Annotated in this window: 15 protein-coding genes; 9 read left to right on the forward strand and 6 right to left on the reverse strand. The window is 59.4% G+C overall.

Features of this window, described 5'->3' with window-relative positions; all coding sequences use genetic code 11:
* Positions 1-6: 6 nt before the first annotated feature.
* From SJY32_RS00290 to SJY32_RS00305, 4 genes are read right to left on the reverse strand one after another with little or no spacing between them, the layout of a single operon-like run.
* The gene (locus tag SJY32_RS00290; RefSeq protein WP_376870234.1) at positions 7-1,179 is read right to left on the reverse strand and encodes an FtsX-like permease family protein; all 1,173 of its coding nucleotides are present in this window, start codon (positions 1,177-1,179) and stop codon (positions 7-9) included.
* Positions 1,176-2,387: an HlyD family efflux transporter periplasmic adaptor subunit gene (locus SJY32_RS00295; protein ID WP_376870236.1), complete on the reverse strand. Its 1,212-nt coding sequence runs from the start codon at positions 2,385-2,387 to the stop codon at positions 1,176-1,178. Before SJY32_RS00295 ends, SJY32_RS00290 begins: the two co-directional genes overlap by 4 nt.
* A 13-nt stretch (positions 2,388-2,400) precedes the next feature.
* The gene (locus tag SJY32_RS00300) at positions 2,401-3,045 is read right to left on the reverse strand and encodes a class I SAM-dependent methyltransferase (RefSeq protein ID WP_376870239.1); all 645 of its coding nucleotides are present in this window, start codon (positions 3,043-3,045) and stop codon (positions 2,401-2,403) included.
* Positions 3,038-3,511: an Rrf2 family transcriptional regulator gene (locus tag SJY32_RS00305; protein ID WP_376870242.1), complete on the reverse strand. Its 474-nt coding sequence runs from the start codon at positions 3,509-3,511 to the stop codon at positions 3,038-3,040. The genes SJY32_RS00300 and SJY32_RS00305 overlap by 8 nt, the downstream gene beginning before the upstream one ends.
* Before the next feature lie 140 nt (positions 3,512-3,651).
* On the opposite strand from SJY32_RS00305, the gene SJY32_RS00310 reads away from it, so the two are divergent.
* Both SJY32_RS00310 and SJY32_RS00315 read left to right on the forward strand, forming a co-directional pair.
* Complete coding sequence (locus tag SJY32_RS00310) at positions 3,652-5,316, forward strand: ABC transporter ATP-binding protein/permease (RefSeq protein ID WP_376870245.1); 1,665 nt, start codon at positions 3,652-3,654, stop codon at positions 5,314-5,316.
* Positions 5,313-7,007, forward strand: a complete 1,695-nt coding sequence (locus tag SJY32_RS00315; protein WP_376870248.1) for an amino acid ABC transporter ATP-binding/permease protein — start codon at positions 5,313-5,315, stop codon at positions 7,005-7,007. Before SJY32_RS00310 ends, SJY32_RS00315 begins: the two co-directional genes overlap by 4 nt.
* 8 nt (positions 7,008-7,015) lie before the next feature.
* On the opposite strand, the gene SJY32_RS00320 is transcribed toward SJY32_RS00315, so the two are convergent.
* Entirely contained in the window at positions 7,016-7,891 is an 876-nt protein-coding gene (locus tag SJY32_RS00320; RefSeq protein ID WP_376870251.1) for a LysR substrate-binding domain-containing protein, read from the reverse strand.
* 103 nt (positions 7,892-7,994) lie between these two features.
* Between SJY32_RS00320 and SJY32_RS00325 the strand changes: the two genes are divergently transcribed.
* A complete protein-coding gene (locus SJY32_RS00325) occupies positions 7,995-8,639 on the forward strand; it encodes a peroxiredoxin (RefSeq protein ID WP_376870254.1) in 645 nt (214 codons plus the stop codon).
* A 271-nt stretch (positions 8,640-8,910) separates the two neighbouring features.
* Positions 8,911-9,780 (forward strand): MBL fold metallo-hydrolase, encoded by an 870-nt coding sequence (locus SJY32_RS00330; protein ID WP_376870257.1) that lies wholly within the window; start codon positions 8,911-8,913, stop codon positions 9,778-9,780.
* Positions 9,781-9,787: 7 nt separating this feature from the next.
* Here SJY32_RS00330 and SJY32_RS00335 read toward each other — a convergent pair whose 3' ends face one another.
* The gene (locus tag SJY32_RS00335; protein WP_376870260.1) at positions 9,788-10,555 is read right to left on the reverse strand and encodes a helix-turn-helix domain-containing protein; all 768 of its coding nucleotides are present in this window, start codon (positions 10,553-10,555) and stop codon (positions 9,788-9,790) included.
* A gap of 66 nt (positions 10,556-10,621) precedes the next feature.
* Here SJY32_RS00335 and SJY32_RS00340 point away from each other — a divergent pair, with 66 nt between their 5' ends.
* The 5 genes from SJY32_RS00340 (at position 10,622) to SJY32_RS00360 (ending at position 16,195) form a co-directional block, all read left to right on the forward strand.
* Positions 10,622-11,995 carry an SLC13 family permease gene (locus SJY32_RS00340; protein ID WP_376870263.1) on the forward strand — a complete coding sequence of 458 codons (1,374 nt, stop codon included), beginning with the start codon at positions 10,622-10,624 and terminating at the stop codon, positions 11,993-11,995.
* Positions 11,996-12,210: 215 nt separating this feature from the next.
* On the forward strand, positions 12,211-13,821 hold the full coding sequence (locus tag SJY32_RS00345) for a cytochrome ubiquinol oxidase subunit I (protein ID WP_376870266.1): 1,611 nt from the start codon (positions 12,211-12,213) through the stop codon (positions 13,819-13,821).
* A gap of 5 nt (positions 13,822-13,826) precedes the next feature.
* The gene (gene cydB / locus SJY32_RS00350; RefSeq protein WP_376870269.1) at positions 13,827-14,990 is read left to right on the forward strand and encodes a cytochrome d ubiquinol oxidase subunit II; all 1,164 of its coding nucleotides are present in this window, start codon (positions 13,827-13,829) and stop codon (positions 14,988-14,990) included.
* Positions 14,991-15,005: 15 nt separating this feature from the next.
* The gene (gene cydX / locus SJY32_RS00355) at positions 15,006-15,146 is read left to right on the forward strand and encodes a cytochrome bd-I oxidase subunit CydX (protein ID WP_376870272.1); all 141 of its coding nucleotides are present in this window, start codon (positions 15,006-15,008) and stop codon (positions 15,144-15,146) included.
* A 71-nt stretch (positions 15,147-15,217) separates the two neighbouring features.
* Entirely contained in the window at positions 15,218-16,195 is a 978-nt protein-coding gene (locus tag SJY32_RS00360; RefSeq protein WP_376870275.1) for an SLAC1 anion channel family protein, read from the forward strand.
* The last annotated feature ends 25 nt before the right edge of the window (positions 16,196-16,220 follow it).

A 16,220-nucleotide genomic window follows, 5' to 3' on the forward strand; every position in this document is an offset into this window, starting at 1 on the left:
AGCGCCTCAAAACAGATCAGCGGGATCGGCGGCGGCTAGGCGACGGGTGGCAATCGCCCCCGAGAGCGCCGAGAACACGACTGTGCCTACAAACACGCTCACCGCCATGGAAAGCGACATTCCCAAGGGCAGGGTTGTGATTTTGCCCATCATGGATAGGATCGCCGCGCCAATGATCAGGCCGGGGATGAACCCCATAAACCCGAGGATAAGCGCCTCCTCGAACACGACCCCCAGAAAGAAGCTCGGTCCGTAGCCCATTGCTTTAAAGGTCGCGTATTCGCGCAGGTGCTCAGCGACATCGGTCGATAGCACTTGATAAACGATCACCAAACCTACGAGCACGCCGATCAGCACCCCAAAGCCAAATATGATGCCCGTGGGCCTGCGCGTTTGCTGATAGGTGAGATCGTCCTGCGCGGCTTTTGCAAAGCTGCGGATGCGTAGGGTGGGATCTGAAATCAGGTTGCGCAGCCGCGCGATGACTGCATCGACATTTGCACCGGCACGTAGTTTTAGCAAAATGTGATCGGGGGCCGCGGAGCTTCGGGCGGGAAACAGCGATAGGAACGTCTGATCCGATACCAGCATATATCCATCGCCCCCAAAACCACCCCCGCCTGCGAATGTGTTATAGGCCACCAAGGTGCGTCCCGATGCCTCAAACGCGAGCGGCGTACGGGGTTGGGTTGATGCAGCTTCGTCTTGGGTAAATCCGCGCGCAAGGCGATCGAGTAGCACCGCGTCTTGTACCTCTAACAGCGGCAGATCGCCGGCAATCTGGGGGTTGATAAAGACTGGCTTCACCGGGTCGATGCCGAAGGTGGATAGGCTGATATCCTTCTCTCCTCGGTCCCAAGCCACGTTGGATACGAACAGCCCCATGCCATCCGTCACATCCGGATCAGCCATCGCTTGCAAACGCCACTGTCTGGCAACGTTGCCTCCATCGGTCAGGGAATTGGCGTCGCCAGCCGAAATCATGATGTCGGCTTGGAAGAATTCGTAAGGACGCAGTGTCGCCGCCCCCATTGAATTCATGATGCCAAGCTGCACAAACACCAGCACGTTTGCAAAGGCGACGCCCGCGAGCGCGGCCGCGAACCTTGGGCGGTTATGCGTCAACTGCAACCAGCCGATCGGAAGTCTTCCAAAAATCGCTTGGAGCAATCGCCTCATGGAGCAGCCTGTCGTTGGGTGGTGTCGATCCGGGCGATCACCTCGAGGTTGCTATATTGCGCCGCGATCATTGAAGACTCCGCATCCAACGCGACCAGAATTCGAACCACACGAGCGTCCTTATTCTCGGCCGCGTCATCGGAAATGAGCCCCTGCCGACCGACCGTCAGGCCGATACTTTTCACCACCCCTTGCAGCGTTTGCCCCAACGCAACGGCGGCGAGTTCTACGGGTTGGCCTATCGCAATGCTGGCAATCCGGTCTTGCCAGATCTCGACCTCGGCCATCATCTGAGACGTATCGCCCATATCCATAATCCCATCCGAAGGGGGGCGTTGACCGGGAGTGACGTGGATATCCAAAATGGTGCCTGTAATCGGCGCCACCACGAATGAACGGTCAAGGTCCAGTTCTGCGCGGGTGAGCTCGGCGGTTGCGGCATCGCGGTTGCGCGCGGCCACCAGCACATCGGGTTGATCATCCAGAGCGAGGGAAGAGTACCGTGTCAACGTCGCCTCGGCGCGGGTTACGGCCAAATCCGCGGTAACCGAGGCTGCGTGCACCTGATCGTAAACGGCTTGGGTTGTGACTTTGCGATGAAAAAGGTCTTCGGTGCGCGCGAGGGTCGACGCCGCCTCGGCCGCCGCCAGCTTTGCCTGATCAAGCGCGGCTTGGGCGTCATCGCGGCTGGCGCGCACGGCCGACCTTGTCTGCATCAGCGCGGCTTCTTTGATCGCAAGGTTTGCCTCCGCCGCCAAAACCGCACTTTCCAGCGCCGACCAATTGTCCAACCGCGCCAAAGGGTCGCCCTTCGCCACCCTGTCGCCCACCGTCACCAGAACTTCGGAAATCCGCGCGTCGCCCGCCCCGTAAGGCGCAGCCACAATGGATATATCGCCGCGCGGCATCACTCTGGCCAGCCCCACAACATCACTCGCTCGCAACGTTTCCGCCATTTTGGGCGGGATTTCGATATCGGGCGGCAGGGCAATCGGCGAGTTTGATCCCGCGCCCGGCTGCAAGCCCGTCAGGGCGTAGAATTTCTGGAGCGCTGGTGGCTGGAAGTACAAACCCAGCACCGCGCCCGTGAACATGAACAGCGGCACCAGCAGCACCATCAGATACCGCTTGTGAAACCATCGATGGTGCGTGACCATATCCGGATCAGATGTCTTCACCTCAAGCGGCAGATTGCTTGTGTCTGTCATGGTGTATCCCGGCCTAAATCGGCTTGCGTGCGATGAAATAAGGGTTTTGCGAGTGGTTTCCGAAGACGCGGCGATCAGTGATATTGAAGCCCGCCGCCTCAAAAAGTTGCCGTAGCCGCAATTCCGTCAAAGAGGTTGCGGGCGGGAACAGGCCAATAAACTTGAGCACTTTGAAGATGGCGCGCGGACGACGCCCCAAATCGGCAAAACACCAGGTTTTGCTGATCAAAAGACCGCCGGGATGCAAAGCGTGGTAGATCTCGCGCAAAAGCTTGGGCAGGTCATCGACCAGATGCAGCACATTGAACGCACAGATCGCATCGAAAGGCCCGTCTTCCAACGCAGTTTGCGCGGTGGTCACATGAAATTCTAAATTATCGGGTGCGGCCTTCGCCTGTGCAATCCGCACCATCTGATCGGAAAAGTCGGTCGCGCGAAAGCTTGCGACCAGCGGCGCAAGGCGAATGGCGGTGCCCCCCGTACCGCACCCGATTTCAAGCACATGATCGGTGGCGCGTAATCGGGTCGCGACATCGGCCAAGAGCGCCTCATAGGCGGCGGTGTCCTGAATAGGCCGTGCCGCGTAACGCTTGGCAAATCGGTTCCAAAACCGAGTGCCTTTCGTGACGATAGGGTTTGGTGTTTGGGGATCACGCAAGGGCAACCTCGTCACACCCGCGGCGCAAGCTTTCGGGCACAGCCAGCAAAGCGTTCAGCCCGCAATTTCCTTTTGTCAGGTCTTCCAGCGTGACCATGTCCATCTCATGGAAAAAGGCCTCAAGCGCACGCGCGATATAGGTGCGCAGGCGGCACGTGTCCGACAACGGGCAACTGTTGGTTTGAGGATCAAAGCATTCGGCAAACGGCGCGCCCGCCTCGAAGAGCCGAAACATCGCCCCCATCGAGATTTCCGCGGCAGGCCGTGCAAGCTGCACCCCACCGCTGCGGCCGCGAACGGTGTGGATAAAGCCGTGTGCCTGCAATGCGTTCACCACCTGCAATAAGTGGTTTAGGGACGCGTTGCAGGTTTTTGCGATTTCCGCGCTGCGCAGCATGATGCCCTCGTTCACGGCGCAGGCCATCAAGATGCGCGCGGCAAGGTTGGTTTTTGTCGTCAGGCGCATCAAAGTCGCTTTCTTTTGTCATGTTTCTACTCAATAGCCGCCAAGAATTGGACGGGCCTTGATCTAGATCAGGTCTGGTGCGGAACCGTTGCGATAACTGACATTTAAAACGCAAGTTAGTGAGCCCCATGATACGCCCCATGATACGCAGAGTTCCGCCGACCCAAGCTACGCCCCTGCGGGCAGATGTGCTTTCCGTAGGGTCTGCGATGCAGCGTCGCGCGGCGGTGCTGTCGGTTCTTGCGGGGGTGATCTGGCCGATACAGGCGGGGTTGGTTGCTTTGGCCATCGGGGGTCTTTTGCAAGGGGACATGCCGTCTCCTTGGGGGGCAGCGATTGGATTTGCCGCCTTGGGTGCGGCGCGGGCGATGCTCAGTTTCTGGTCCGAAACGCAGGCGCAGGCAGCCGCCGAGACTGTGATCGTGCAAGCGCGCAGGGCGATTGTCGCAGCGGAGGCGGGTAGGGTGGATGACAATGCCTTTGGCGGCGCGGGGGGGATCGCGGCGCTGGCGGGGGAGAAGCTGGATCTGTTGGCGCCTTTTGTCATACGCTACGCGCCGGCGCGCGCGCGGGTGATGGTGTTGCCTTTGCTCATTCTGGCGCTCGCGTTTTGGCAATCGTGGGCGGTCGGGCTCGTTCTGGTGATCTCGGGGCCGCTGATTCCAATCTTCATGGCCTTGGTGGGGATGGCTGCGAAAGAGGCGAGCGTGCGCCAGATGGCAGAAGTCGGCAGCTTGAATGATTTTCTGGTCGAGCGGCTGTCTGCTTTGGTGGATATTCGTCTTCTCGGTGCGGGGCCATTGGTTGAGCAAAGCTTTGCCACCGCTGCGCAAGATTTGCGGCGAAGGACGACGGCTGTGCTCTCGGTTGCGTTTCTCTCGTCGACCGTGCTCGAACTGTTTGCGGCGATCGGGGTTGCAATGGTCGCGGTTTATGTCGGCTTTTCGTTGCTTGGCGCGTTGGAGTTCGGGGCTTGGGGCGCAGTGCTATCACCGCAGGCCGGTATTTTCCTGTTGCTGTTGGCGCCGGAGTTTTATCAACCGTTGCGCGATCTCTCGGCCGCTTGGCATGATAAGGCAGCCGCGGATGCCGTCATCGACGAATTGGCCGCGCATGCCGCCGATCGGGGCACACCGTTGTTGGGGTTTGGCGGCGCGGCTGCGCGATTGAAAGGCCCTGCCGGCGTGTCTTTGCAAAAGTGCAGAACGCCTGCGGGGCGTGTCTTGCCGGATATCGTGATTGCCCCGGGTGAGCGGGTGGCTCTGATCGGCGCGAGTGGTAGCGGCAAGACCAGCGCCCTGCGCCTGATGGCCGGATTAGACGCGGGCTGTGTCATCGTTGCGGGGAAGGCCCTGACCGACGAGACCGCCGACGCGTGGCGCGCGCGGATCGGCTGGATGCCGCAAATGCCACATTTCTCATCGGGGAGCCTTCGGCAGAACCTATCGCTGGGCCGCGATGGCGATCTTGCCGTCGCACTCGCCACGGCCGCCGTGGGCGACGTTGTGCAAGCCATGCCTAAAGGTTTAGCCACGCGCCTTGGCGAAACCGGCGGAGGGCTATCGGGGGGCGAGGCCCGCCGGATCACGCTCGCAAGGGCAGTTTATGCAAATCCCGATGTAATTCTGGCCGATGAGCCCACGGCGGATTTGGATGCTGCAACGGCGCAGGCGGTAACCGAGGGATTGCTCGCACAAGCGGCGCGAGGGGCGACGCTTGTTGTTGCCACGCATGATCTTGCCCTTGCCGCACAGATGGACCGCGTCATTGATCTTGGCGCGGCTGATGAGGAGCCACAAGCATGAGAGCGCTTTGGTCGATCTTTCGAGTGATCGTGCAAGATCAACGTACTGCCATGCTGCGCGGCGCGGTGTTGAGTGTCGTGGTGCTTGCGATGGGGGCGGCGCTTTTGGGCCTGTCAGGCTGGTTCATCACGGCCGCCGCGGCGGCCGGGTTGGCGGGAACGGGGGCGGTGTTCGATGTGTTCCGTCCATCGGCAACTGTGCGGTTTTTGGCGCTTGGCCGCGCTGCGGCGCGCTACGGTGAACGGATGCTGACCCATGATGCCACGCTTCGCGCACTGGAAAGCCTGCGTTTGCGGGTACTGGCGTCGCATCTTGCGGCCCCCTATCCGCGGATGATCAAGGCGAGAGGCGCGCAGGCGTTGAACCGTCTGACCGCAGATATCGACGCGCTTGACGGTGTGCCGCTGCGGCTGGTTTTGCCGATGCTGGCGGGGTTGGCGGTATTGGGTGTGGCGCTTGTGATGCTGTGGATTTTGGTGGCGCCCGAGGTCGCGCTGTGGGTGGTCGGGGGCTATCTGTTTGGCGCTGCGACGATTTTCGGCTGGATGGCGCGGGTGACTATCCCGTTGTCACGTCGAGCCGAGGTCGCGGCGCAGGCGTTTCGTACACGGCTGATCGACATGATCCGCGGGCGTCGCGACCTTGCGGTCTTTGGCCGTTTGGTGGCCCAGAACGATGCGGTGCAAGAAGCAGAACAGCGCCGATTGGGTCAACGCCGCCAGCTGGACTTGGCGGAGCGTCGGGCGGGTGCGGCACTGGTTATGCTTGCCTCCGTCGTCGCGGCGGGGGCCTTGGGTATTGGTTTGGCGCTGGCTGGATCGGGCCAGATCGAGCCGGCTTTCGCCGCGCTTGGGTTTTTCGCGGCCCTCGCCTTGGCAGAGACCCTTGCGCCCCTGCGCCGCGCGGTGTCGGATTTGGGTCGTATGGCCGATGCGGCGCGACGTGTCGGGCGCGATTTGGCGGACCCTGCTCCGAAGGGGGACACGCCGCGCGCGCCATCGAACGCGGGGGGCTTACACGTCAACGGCTTAACACTGCTTCGCTCTGGCACGCGCGCGCCATTGGTTCATGACATATCTGTGGCAATTCGCGCGGGCGAAACTGTTGCAATCACAGGCGCAAGCGGGAGCGGGAAGTCGACACTTTTGCTCGCGATAGCGGGTCTGCATGCGATTGAGGCAGGCGAGATCCTCCTCGGAAGTCAGGATGTGCGGGACTGGTCAGAGGCTGATCTGCGCAGCCATTTGACCCTTTTGCCACAACGCAGCGCGCTTATGGCAGGAACAGCGGCAGAGGCGCTGCGTCTTGCCAGCCCTGCCGAGGATGCACGCCTGTGGGAGGTGTTGGCGGCGGTGAAACTGGATGCGGTGGTCGCGGCCAAAGGCGGGCTTTCCATGCGGATTGGCGCGAGGGGTGAGGGAATTTCGGGCGGAGAAGCGCGCCGGTTGGCCCTTGCGCGGGCGCTATTACGTGCGCCGAAGGTCTTGTTGCTGGACGAGCCCACCGAAGGGTTGGACGACCCGACCGCGCGAGCGGTGCTGCAGGGCATCCGGACCATTTTGCCCGATGCGGCCATCTTAATCGCGGCACATCGGGGCGCAGAGACAGAGTTTGCCGATCGCCTGATCGCGTTGGACGGGTCTTGGCGTGCTCTAGGCACGGCACCGCTCAAACCAACAAATATGGTATAGCCCGGAGGCTAGCCTTTGGGCTGTAGCAGGGTGCCGATTTTGCGAAAAAGCATGTCGCGTGCCGATCCTGGCCGCCATGCCAAAACCACATGGCGTGGGCAAGCATCGGGCAGGGGGCTGAGTTGGACATTTTGTGCGCCGACGACTCCGGCCTTGATTGCGAGGTTTGGCAAAAGGGTGATGCCCAAACCTTCGGAGACCATGGCAATCAATGTGGTCAGGCTGGTCGCGGCAAAGCTGTCTTGCGCGGCGAAAATACGGCCCGGATAGGCGGCGAGAGCGTGGCGCTGCAGGCAGTGGCCTTTTTCCAGTAGCATGAGCTGGCCGCTTTGGGTCAGAGCTTCGGCGCCGTGGGGCATGGGCCATGTCGCGGGGGAGGCAAGTTGATACCCATCATCGAAGAGCGCCAAGGTTTCCAATGCGCCCGTTTCGAAAGGCAGAGCAATCAAGATCAGATCAAGCCGCCCTGCATTCAGCCCCTCTATCAGGCTCTCGGTCATTTCCTCGCGCAAGTAGACCCGCAGATCAGGAAAGGCGGCGCGGATTGCGGGTAGGGCCGGCGGCAAAAGATAGGGACCTATCGTCGGGATTGCCCCAAGCTTCAAATCTCCCTCAAAGGGGTTCCGATGCGCCCGCGCGAGAGTTTCTATCTCGGCGGCATCCAATAGCAGCCGCCGCGCGCGGGCGGTGATCTCATTGCCCAAAGGCGTCATCATGACGCTGCGCCGCGTCCGTTCGATCAAAGAGACGCCGAGTTGATCTTCGAGCTCTTTAATGCCGGCACTTAGCGTGGGTTGGGTGACAAAACACATCTCGGCGGCGCGCGAAAAATTGAGCGTATCAGCGACGGCGGTCAAAAAGCGCAATTGGCGAAGGGTGGGCATTGATAGGGTTTTCCAATAACTCTGATATCTATATTCAATTTCCTCTATAACTGTCGATCCCCTATCTCTGTTTCATCGCAACCCTGCACAGAGAGACTGCACTATGACCAACCTTCTTCAGACACCCGGCGCACGTTTAAACGAGCCAGCTCCTGCATTTGACGCGCCCACGACACATGGCCGAAAGACGCTTGAGGATTATCGCGGCAAGTGGCTGGTGCTGTTTTCCCACCCCGCCGATTTTACGCCCGTCTGCACCACCGAATTTATCGCCTTTGCCAAGAAGCAAGACGCGTTCGCGGCGCGCAACACTGAGCTTTTGGGCCTGTCGATTGACAGCCATTACAGCCACATTGCGTGGATGTTGAACATCAAGGAAAAATTTGGTGTCGAGATCCGTTTCCCGATCATCGCTGATCTGAACATGGCCGTGGCGCAGGCCTACGGGATGATCCAGCCCGGCGCGTCAGACACGGCCGCGGTGCGTGCGACCTTTCTCATCGATCCTGAGGGCGTTTTGCGGGCGATGGTCTATTATCCGATGAAAGCCGGACGCTCGGTCGACGAGATCTATCGTTTGCTGGTCGCGATGCAGACCTCGGATGAGCATAGTTGCGCGATGCCGGAAAACTGGACACCGGGCAACCCGGTGATCGTGGCAACACCCGCCACCCCGGAGGCCGCAATGGCCCGCGCGGGCGAAGGGTATGACACTGTCGATTGGTATTTCTCGACACGGATGCTGTGATGCGAAGGGGCGGGCTGTTATGGCTCGCCCTGAGCTCGCCAAAGTTTCGAGGAGGTCGGATATGATTACCACACCCCACGCCGCTATCGTTGGTTCGAAAGCGCTCCTCAAGTAAACCAGACGTTAGTACGCGCAAAGCGGCGGCGATCACTGAACTGTCGCGGGCAAAATTTTTGCGAACTGCATGATGAAGGCAGCGACCCGCTAGCCATCCCCGATTCAGCCTGCGGGCTTATATAACCTTTGTTTGATCCGTTAGAGGAGACTCCCCATGAGCAATCCCGTCGTTAAAGGTTTCTGGGATCAACCCACCGGAAGCTGGCAATATGTTTTCCATGACCCCGATACGATGAAAGGGGCGATCATTGATCCCGTGCTCGACTTTGATCCGCTGGCCGGGGCGACATCAACCGCAAATGCGCAGCGCCTACTGGACTATGTGCGCGAGACGGGTATCACGCTGGAGTGGATCCTCGATACTCACCCGCATGCGGATCACTTTTCGGCCGCGCAGTGGCTGAAGGCCCAGACCGGCGCGCCGACGGCGATCGGGGCGCATGTCACGGGCGTGCAGAAGCTCTGGCAGGGGATCTATCATCTGCCGCCGGAATTTGCGACCGACGGCAGTCAATGGGATCGCCTGTTTGCGGATGGTGACCAATTCAGGGTGGGCAATGTGCCGGTGCAGGTGATGTTTTCGCCAGGGCATACGCTTGCGTCGATTACTTATGTCGCGGGGGATGCGGCCTTTGTGCATGACACGTTGATGATGCCCGACAGCGGGAGCTCGCGGGCCGATTTTCCGGGGGGCAGTTCGGCGGCGCTTTACAACAGCATTGCCGCGATCCTCGCCTTGCCAGACGCGACTCGCGTGTTTGTCGGCCATGATTACGCCCCCGAACGAGAGGCGCAATGCGAGGCTACCGTGGCAGAGCACCGCCGCGCGAACATCCATTGGAAGGATGCCCCGACAGAGGCGGAATACCGCGCCATCCGCGATGCGCGTGATGCCACGCTGCCTTTGCCGAAGCTGATGCTGGCCGCTTTGCAGATCAACATTCGCGGCGGGCGGCTACCCGAGGCGGAGGCCGATGGCCGATCATATTTGAAAATTCCGCTGGATTATTTCCGGAGCCGCTGAGCCTGGCTCAGTTTTGGTGGCGCCATTGAGTTGGCGTCATCCCGCTTTGGCGTCGAAAGGATGCGACGAACGCGGAAGGGGTTGAATAGCCAAGCTTGGTTGCAAGCGCGGTGCTGCTTTTGCCGGCCTGTAACCCCTCCAGCGCCAGAACAAAGCGCATCTTGTCGCGCCAATCGCGCCAAGTCAGTCCGGTCTCTTGCTTGCACAGGCGGCTGAGGGTGCGTTCGCTGGAGGCGACACGCGCGGCAAGGGCTGAAAGGCTGCCCGAGTCCTGCGGGCGATCAAGCAGATGCATCATCACAGCCGCCAAGCGCGGGTCTTTGCTCCCCGGTAGATGCAAGTCAGGGCGTTCCAGCCGCACGATCTCATCGAGCAACACCACACCAAGACGGCGCAGCGGGGCAGGCGGCAGCGCATCTTGTTGCATCAAGCGGCGCCCGATTCCACGGATAAGCGGCGTCGCGCGGAGCACCGTAGGGCGATCGGGCATATCGAGCCGTGTAGCGAGACGTATGGGAACCTGGAAGCTTTGAAACTCGATCGTCTGTATCACTTCGACCTGTGCGACGCTTGCGCGCGGAAGCCAAATCCCGAAGCGGTCGGGAATAAACCAACGGTCTTCACCCGCCTCTATCCGCATCATCCCGTCAAAGCAGAAAAGGACCTGAGCATGGGCGCTATCATGCGCAGCGCGGCGTGTTCCCTTTTTGAGCGTGCCGGACCACGCGGTGATCCGCGGCAACGGAGATGGCTGATATTCGACATCTTTTGTCATGTTGTCACTCTACTACATAGGGCCGCAATCGGATAGCGGTCTGATGAGAGAATAAAAAGGTCGGTCATGAAACACGCAAAAGAGCTGATATTCGCGTTAGCAATCGGGCTGGCGGTTTGGGTGGTCATCGGCCAACCCGCAGGCACGTCGGCCGTGCAGGCGCAGACATTTGGCGTCATGCTTATCACTTTGGCGATATGGGGCACGGGGTTGGTGCCCGGTTATGTCGGCTCGACCTTTTTGTTCGCGGCGCTGATCCTTGGCGGTTTGGCAACTCCGCAAGAAGTGTTTGCCAGCTTTTCATCCACGGCGGTTTGGCTCGTCGTGGCGGGGTTCGTGATCGGCGCTGCCATCACCCATTCCGGTTTGGGGGCAAGGATCGGGGCGCTTGCGCAGCCGCATCTGTCGCGCAATTACGCCGCCTTGATCGCTGGGCTTATGCTTTTGGGAATGGCACTGGGGTTTGTGATGCCGTCATCGCTCGGGCGGGCGGCAGTTTTGGTGCCGGTCGGGATGGCGCTGGCCGATGCTTTGGGTCTTTCGCGAGGGACAAAAGGGCGAACGGGGGTTGCGATTATTATCGCGCTTGGCACGAATATGCCAAGCTTCGCTATCTTGCCGTCAAACATCCCGAACATCATTCTCTCGGGCGTGGCAGAACAATCCCTCGGGCTGCATTTCAGCTATAGTGACTATCTTTTACTGCACTACCCTGTGCTTGGTCTCGTGAAATCTGCGGTGATCGTGGGGCTCGTTTTGGTGCTGTTTCCGGCGAGACTGCGCGATACCGCCGCGCAGACGCCGCAGAGCTCGGGCTCGGGGCGGCGTCAGGGCGCGCTGATGGCGATCTTGCTTGTCACACTTGGGCTTTGGGCGACGGATCAGCTGCACGGGATCAATGCGGCGTGGATTGGGCTTGGCACTTCTTTGGTTCTGATGGTGCCGCAGTTGGGCTTTGTGCCGCCTCCGGTGTTCAAATCCTCGGTGGATTTTTCGATGCTCTTGTTTGTCGCCGGAGCTTTAACGCTGGGGACAGTTGTCAGTGCCAGTGGCTTGGGGACGATCATCGCGCGCGAAGCTTTTGCGGTGCTGCCAATGGAAACGGGGCACGATTTTATGAATTTCATCTCGCTTTCGCTTTTGGGGACGGGCACATCGGTCTTTACCACCATGCCTGGTGTTCCGGCGGTGCTGACGCCGCTTGCGCCTGAGCTGGCGACGAAAACTGGGTTCTCGCTAAATGCCGTTTTGATGACGCAGGTTATCGGGTTTTCGACGGTGGTTTTCCCGTATCAGGTCGGGCCGCTGATCGTTGCGATGGGGCTTGCCGGAGAAAGCACGCGCCCGCTTTTGAAAGTCACTTTGGCGCTTTTTGTGATTACCCTGCTGGTTCTGCTGCCTTTGGATTTCGTGTGGTGGAAGCTGCTTGGCGCCATATGAGCGGTTGGGCGACAGACCTGAACGGCCTCAAGCCGCAATCAGCCGCCCTCATGAGGGCGGTTCTGTTTTTTCAGTCGATTGGCTTGGAAAAACTCACATTAAAAATTCCAGTTATTGATTCAGATCAAGGCTTCTTCCCGGCTTCTGGGAGACACATTCAGAAATAAGAATTCAAGACCGACTTGGATTTTTCCCTGATAACTGGAGCTTAAGATATGGAATTCGGTATCGTTGAGCTGTCACGCCTGCAATTTGCTGTGACAGTCATGTATCACTTCCTCTTCGTGCCGCTAACGCTGGGCCTCTCGATCCTCGTTGCCATCATGGAGACGGTCTACGTCATGACCAACCGCCCAATCTGGCGGCAGATGACTAAATTCTGGGGCATGCTGTTTGGCATCAATTTTGCGCTTGGCGTTGCCACAGGCATCACGATGGAATTCCAGTTCGGGATGAACTGGAGCTACTACAGCCATTATGTGGGTGACATTTTTGGCGCGCCCTTGGCGATTGAAGGCTTGATGGCGTTCTTCTTGGAGGCAACTTTTGTTGGTCTGTTCTTCTTTGGTTGGGACAAGCTGAGCAAAGTCGCGCACCTGACGGTTGCGTGGCTCGTTGCGCTTGGGTCCAACTTTTCGGCCCTCTGGATTCTGATCGCCAATGGCTGGATGCAAAATCCGGTGGGCGCAGAATTCAACCCGATGACCATGCGGATGGAGATGACGGACTTCTTCGCGGTCCTGTTCAACGAGGTCGCACAAGCGAAATTCGTTCACACGGTGTCGGCGGGCTATGTCACCGCGGCAGTGTTCGTCATCGGCGTTTCGGCTTGGTATCTGCTAAAAAATCGGCACACAGAGCTTGCGCGGCGGTCGATCACGGTCGCGGCCGCCTTCGGTCTTGCGTCGGCGTTTTCGGTTGTGCTTTTGGGGGACGAGTCCGGTTATTCGGCCACGCACAGCCAGAAGATGAAATTGGCGGCGATCGAGGCGATGTGGGAGACGCACCCCGCACCTGCGCCCTTTAACCTTGTCGGCTTCCCCGACCAAGAGGCGCGCGAAACCCATTATGCCATCGAAATTCCGTGGGCGATGGGCCTGATCGGGACTCGGTCTTTGACGACGGAAATCCCCGGTATCAATGATCTGGTGGCACAGGCGGAAACCCGCATCCGCTCCGGCATCATTGCCTATGACGCGCTTTTGCAAGTGCGCGAGCAGCGCGAAGCGGTCGCCCCTGAGGTGATGGCGACTTTCGAGGATCATTCTGCAGATCTCGGTTTCGCCTACCTGCTGAAAAAATATGTCGACGATCCTCGTGATGCGACACAGGAGCAAATCAAGGCCGCGTCGAATGATACCGTGCCGACCGTTTGGCCCTTGTTCTGGGCGTTCCGTCTCATGGTGGGGCTCGGGTTCGGCTTTATCGCAACGATGGGCTATTTCTTCTACCGTTCGTCTTTCAAACGTATGGAATTCCCGCGCCCGGCTCTGCGGCTTGCGGTGGCGATGATTCCTGCTCCGTGGATCGCAGCGGAGTTAGGCTGGTTCGTGGCCGAGTTCGGGCGCCAACCTTGGACGGTGGACGGCGTGTTGCCCACGGCTATGTCGGTGTCGGCCCTGTCGATGACGGAAGTGGCGATGACCTTGGCGGGTTTCGTAATCTTCTACACCATCTTGTTCATCGTCGAGATGGGGCTGATGCTGAAATACATCCGCAAAGGCCCGTTCCAAGATGTGGCGGAAACCGAGGCTTGGACGATCCGTCACCATGATCGTTTGGCTGGGCGTCACAACGCCGACGCTATCGCTCAACCTGCGGAGTAAATGACATGATTTTGCATGACCTGATAAGCTATGAAATGCTGCGCGTGATCTGGTGGGGCCTGTTGGGGGTGTTGCTGATCGGCTTTGCGCTTACGGACGGGTTCGACATGGGGGTTGGCGCGTTGCTACCCTTTGTTGGGAAAACCGACGCCGAGCGCCGCGTGGCGATCAACACCGTCGGCCCCGTGTGGGAGGGAAACCAAGTCTGGTTTATCCTTGGCGGCGGCGCGATTTTCGCCGCATGGCCACCGCTCTACGCCGTGTCATTCTCCGGGTTCTATCTTGCGATGTTTGTCATTCTGGCGGCCTTTATCGTGCGGCCAGTGGCGTTCAAATACCGCTCCAAGCGTGATGACGCGCGTTGGCGGTCCGCTTGGGATTGGGCGTTGTTTGCCAGTGGCGCAATTCCGGCCCTGTTGTTCGGTGTTGCGGTGGGAAATGTGATGCAAGGTGTCCCGTTCCATTTCACAGACGATCTGCACTCGATCTATGAGGGCGCGTGGTACACCAAGTTCATTGGTCTATTGGACCCGTTCTCGATTTTGGCGGGCGTGGTCTCCCTCTCGATGCTGGTGATGCACGGCGGCGCATGGCTGACGTTGAAGGCGGAGGGTGTTGTGCAAGCGCGCGGCCGTGCGATTGGGTCTATCGCGGCGTTGGTCGCGGTTGCGGGCTATATCGTCGCGGGACTGTGGCTGTCCTTTGGCATCGAAGGTTTTGCGATTGTCGGTGACTATTCCACCGGTGGTCCGTCGAACCCCCTGCATTTTGAGGTGGCCCGCACCGCGACATGGCTGACCGCCTACGCGGACCGTCCGTGGATCGCGATTGCGCCGATCATGGGGGTTATCGGAGGCCTGCTCACCTTCATCGGGTTGCGGGCGGGGCGCGAGGTGTCCACATTGCTGTTTTCCAAAATGGCGATCTTGGGAGTCATCTCCTCCGTTGGTCTGACGATGTTTCCCTTCATTATGCCGTCCTCCTCCGATCCGCGCTCGTCGCTAACCGTTTGGAACAGTTCTTCCTCGCATCTCACCTTGTTTATCATGCTGGTCGCCACGGCAATCTTCATGCCGATCATCCTCATGTACACGGCGTGGGTTTACAAAGTGCTCTGGGGCAAGGTCCCCGAGGCCGATGTGACCGACGAGCACACGCACTCTTACTGAAAAGGACTAAAAATCATGTGGTATTTTGCTTGGCTTCTGGGCCTCCCGCTCGCCGCGATCTTCGCCGTGATGAACGCGATGTGGCTGGAATTGAAAGAGGATGAGAAACGCATCGCCATGGGCAACGCCGCCTCGGCTCATGATCCACGAAACTAATCGTGGTGTGGCCGGTCGGCGTTCCCGTCCCTCGCTGGCCGGTCACTTTTTAACTTCTTGAGGATACGATTATGTCCGTCACTGAACGCCCGATTGCAGAGCCATCACGGCTTGCCCATTTCCCTGTCACCTTCTTTGCCATTGGCATGGGAATGATGGGTCTGACACTGGCCACTCGCGCCGCTGAAACAGCGTTTTCTTTGGCGAATGGCGCATCCCTCGCGGTGCTGACGCTGTCGATTTTGTTGCTTGGGCTCGTCACGTTCGGGTATCTACTAAAGGCCACTTTTCACCGCTCTGAGGTGGCGGCGGAATGGCGTCATCCGGTTCGGATTGCATTTTTTCCCGCGATCTCCATCGCATTCTTGTTGATGGCAGCGGCGTTGGTTGATGTGGCGCCACACATCGCCAAGCCGGTGTGGATCTTGGCTACTGTGCTGCAAGGCGGGCTGGCGCTGTCGGTCATTTCGGCATGGATCGGGCATCGCCCGTTTCAGACTGGAATGATGACGCCCGCATGGTTCATTCCCGCGGTGGGCAATGTGATTGTGCCGCTGGCAGGCGCGCGCCTCGGATTTACCGAGATATCGTGGCTGTTCTTCTCGGCGGGTCTGATCTTTTGGATCGTTTTGCTGACTTTGGTCATGAACCGTTTGATGTTCCACGAACCAATGCCGGGGAAGATGGCTCCAACCTTGATGATCTTGGTGGCGCCGCCTGCTGTTGCGTTTACCTCGTGGGTGCGTCTGACAGGGGAGACGGGGCCTTTCGGGCATGTCTTGCTGAGTGTGGGTTATGTCTTCGCGTTAGTGGTTGCGACCCAAGTATTGAAGCTGCGCAAGTTGCCTTTCGCGCTGTCGTGGTGGGCGTTGTCCTTCCCGATTGCGGCTTTGTCTGTTGCAAGTTTTGTCTACTCCCATGCGGCGGCTTCGGAGGCGCATCGCTGGATCGGGGCAGGGTTGCTCGCGCTGTTGCTGATCGTTGTCGCAGGGCTGATCCTGCGCACCGCCGTTGCGATCCGCGAGGGTGGCATCTGTATCCCAGAATAACCAATTCAATCCCAGTTAAAGGAAA

This window comes from Albirhodobacter sp. R86504, assembly GCF_042466415.1.
Classification (GTDB): domain Bacteria; phylum Pseudomonadota; class Alphaproteobacteria; order Rhodobacterales; family Rhodobacteraceae; genus Albirhodobacter.

Bases quoted from the DNA above. Each gene is read 5' to 3' on its own strand.
- SJY32_RS00335 (WP_376870260.1), bottom strand. From the start codon at position 10,555: ATGACAAAAGATGTCGAATATCAGCCATCTCCGTTGCCGCGGATCACC.
- SJY32_RS00360 (WP_376870275.1), top strand. From the start codon at position 15,218: ATGTCCGTCACTGAACGCCCGATTGCAGAGCCATCACGGCTTGCCCAT.
- SJY32_RS00310 (WP_376870245.1), top strand. From the start codon at position 3,652: ATGATACGCAGAGTTCCGCCGACCCAAGCTACGCCCCTGCGGGCAGAT.
- SJY32_RS00325 (WP_376870254.1), top strand. From the start codon at position 7,995: ATGACCAACCTTCTTCAGACACCCGGCGCACGTTTAAACGAGCCAGCT.
- SJY32_RS00290 (WP_376870234.1), bottom strand. From the start codon at position 1,179: ATGAGGCGATTGCTCCAAGCGATTTTTGGAAGACTTCCGATCGGCTGG.
- cydX (WP_376870272.1), top strand. From the start codon at position 15,006: ATGTGGTATTTTGCTTGGCTTCTGGGCCTCCCGCTCGCCGCGATCTTC.
- SJY32_RS00315 (WP_376870248.1), top strand. From the start codon at position 5,313: ATGAGAGCGCTTTGGTCGATCTTTCGAGTGATCGTGCAAGATCAACGT.
- SJY32_RS00340 (WP_376870263.1), top strand. From the start codon at position 10,622: ATGAAACACGCAAAAGAGCTGATATTCGCGTTAGCAATCGGGCTGGCG.
- SJY32_RS00320 (WP_376870251.1), bottom strand. From the start codon at position 7,891: ATGCCCACCCTTCGCCAATTGCGCTTTTTGACCGCCGTCGCTGATACG.
- SJY32_RS00295 (WP_376870236.1), bottom strand. From the start codon at position 2,387: ATGACAGACACAAGCAATCTGCCGCTTGAGGTGAAGACATCTGATCCG.
- SJY32_RS00345 (WP_376870266.1), top strand. From the start codon at position 12,211: ATGGAATTCGGTATCGTTGAGCTGTCACGCCTGCAATTTGCTGTGACA.
- SJY32_RS00330 (WP_376870257.1), top strand. From the start codon at position 8,911: ATGAGCAATCCCGTCGTTAAAGGTTTCTGGGATCAACCCACCGGAAGC.
- cydB (WP_376870269.1), top strand. From the start codon at position 13,827: ATGATTTTGCATGACCTGATAAGCTATGAAATGCTGCGCGTGATCTGG.
- SJY32_RS00305 (WP_376870242.1), bottom strand. From the start codon at position 3,511: ATGCGCCTGACGACAAAAACCAACCTTGCCGCGCGCATCTTGATGGCC.